Below are 1,773 nucleotides of genomic sequence, written 5' to 3' on the forward strand. Positions count from 1 at the left end.
AGCGGGGCGGGCAGGTGGCGCAGCCCTACCGCACCAGCGGCAGACGGAAACGAGAGACCGTACTCAAGCCGAAGCCCTCACGCTCTGGTGATGAGACGGACCTTCCGGGCGGAAATGCCCGGAATGCCGAGAGCTGCTGAGGCTCTGAGCAACGGATATGACTGTCCGGCACATCCAGAGCCGCGTCAGTGTGCCAGACCGGCCAGTACCCGCGACACCCCCTCCTCCTTCGGCCCGAGGAAGTGCGGCTGCGGCTTGAACGCCGCGTCCAGCGCCGCCTTGCCGGCCGCGAACACCTCGCGGGCGCCGCCGTAGTACCAGGTCACGTCGTGCTCGTCGTCGACCCCGACGCCGTACGACTCGATGCCGGCGGCCTGGCACAGGGCCACCGCCCGGCGTATGTGGAAGCCCTGGCTGATCAGCACCGCCCGGTCCACGCCGAAGACCTCCCGGGCGCGCGCGCAGGAGTCCCAGGTGTCGAAGCCGGCGAAGTCGCTGACGATGCGGCCGTCCGGCACCCCGTGCTCGCGCAGGTAGCCCCGCATCGAGGTCGGCTCGTCGTACTCCGTGCGGCTGTTGTCCCCGGTGACCAGCACGACCTTGACCTTGCCCGACCGGTACAGCTCGGCGGCCGCGTCCAGCCGGCGCGCCAGGTACGGCGTCGGCCGGCCGTTCCACAGCCCCGCCCCGAACACCACCGCGACGTCCGAGGCGGGTGCGTCCGCCGTGGTCCGCAGCCGGTCGGCGGCCACCGCGTGGGTCCACGCCGACGGCAGCAGCGCCAGCACGCACCCCGCCATCACGGCCTGCACGGCACGCCGCCGCCCCCGGACGTCCTTCAGCGCAGCGACGGCTCTCCGCAGCCGGGCGCCCGTGAGCCCACCGACGGCTCTCCGCAGCCGGGCGCCCGCCGGCCCCGGTAGCTCCCGCAGCTCCCGCAGCTCCCGCCGCTTCTCCCGCCGCTTGTCCCGCACCGTCGACCCCACCAGCCCGCGCAGCTTCATGGCCGGTCCCCCCTCTTGCCGTTCCTCGCCGTGCCTCGCCCTGTGCGTACGTCCTCCTCGTACGCCGTCTCGTACGCCGTTCGCACGGTTGGACGAACCGCCCGCGGCTCCCAGTTCCCCGGCCCCCGCCTTTCACTCGTACGAATGATCGGGTGAGGTCCCCGTAAACACCTGTCACCCCGGCGCAACGGCACCGCAACCTGGGCCCGTCACCATCGGTCCATGACGGAGCCGTCGCAGTCTCCCGAGTCGTTCCCCCTCCTCCTCCCCGGCAGCGCGGCCGAGCTGTTCAGCCGTATCACGGCCCAGCTGGGCAGCCAGCTGAGCAGCCTGCGCCCACCCGGAGCCCGCCCATGCAGCAGCCCGCCCTCGTCGCCGTCGCCCACGGCAGCCGGGACCCGCGTGCCCTCGGCACGGCCCGCGACCTCCTCCACCGCGTCCGCGAACTCCGCCCGCGCCTCGACGTCCGGCTCGGCCACGTCGAGCTGACCGCGCCCCTGCTGGACGACACCCTCCGGGACGTGCAGGGCGGGGCCGTCCTCGTACCGCTGCTCCTCGGCCGCGGCCACCACGTCAAGCGCGACCTGCCGGCGGCCGCCGCCCGCGCCCCGCACCTGCGCGTCCGCGTCGCCGCCCCGCTGGGTCCGCACCCCCTGCTCACGGAGGCCCTCCACGACCGCCTGCTGGAGGCCGGCTGGACCCCGGGCACCGCCGTGGTCCTCGCCGCCGCCGGCCCCCGCCACCCGGCCCCCGGCCGCCGGCCCCCGGC

At 74.7% G+C, this 1,773-nt stretch carries 2 protein-coding genes; one reads left to right on the forward strand and one right to left on the reverse strand.

The window, feature by feature from the left end; genetic code table 11:
* Positions 1-185: 185 nt before the first annotated feature.
* On the reverse strand, positions 186-800 hold the full coding sequence (locus tag GPJ59_RS35970; protein ID WP_258025434.1) for a SanA/YdcF family protein: 615 nt from the start codon (positions 798-800) through the stop codon (positions 186-188).
* 557 nt (positions 801-1,357) lie between these two features.
* Here GPJ59_RS35970 and GPJ59_RS35975 point away from each other — a divergent pair.
* The coding region (locus GPJ59_RS35975) for a sirohydrochlorin chelatase (RefSeq protein WP_219672322.1) at positions 1,358-1,773 on the forward strand (416 nt) is incomplete at its 3' end.

It is taken from the genome of Streptomyces bambusae (assembly GCF_019400985.1).
GTDB lineage: Bacteria > Actinomycetota > Actinomycetes > Streptomycetales > Streptomycetaceae > Streptomyces > Streptomyces bambusae_A.

Coding starts and splice junctions, on each gene's coding strand:
- GPJ59_RS35970 (WP_258025434.1), bottom strand. CDS start 800: ATGGCGGGGTGCGTGCTGGCGCTGCTGCCGTCGGCGTGGACCCACGCG.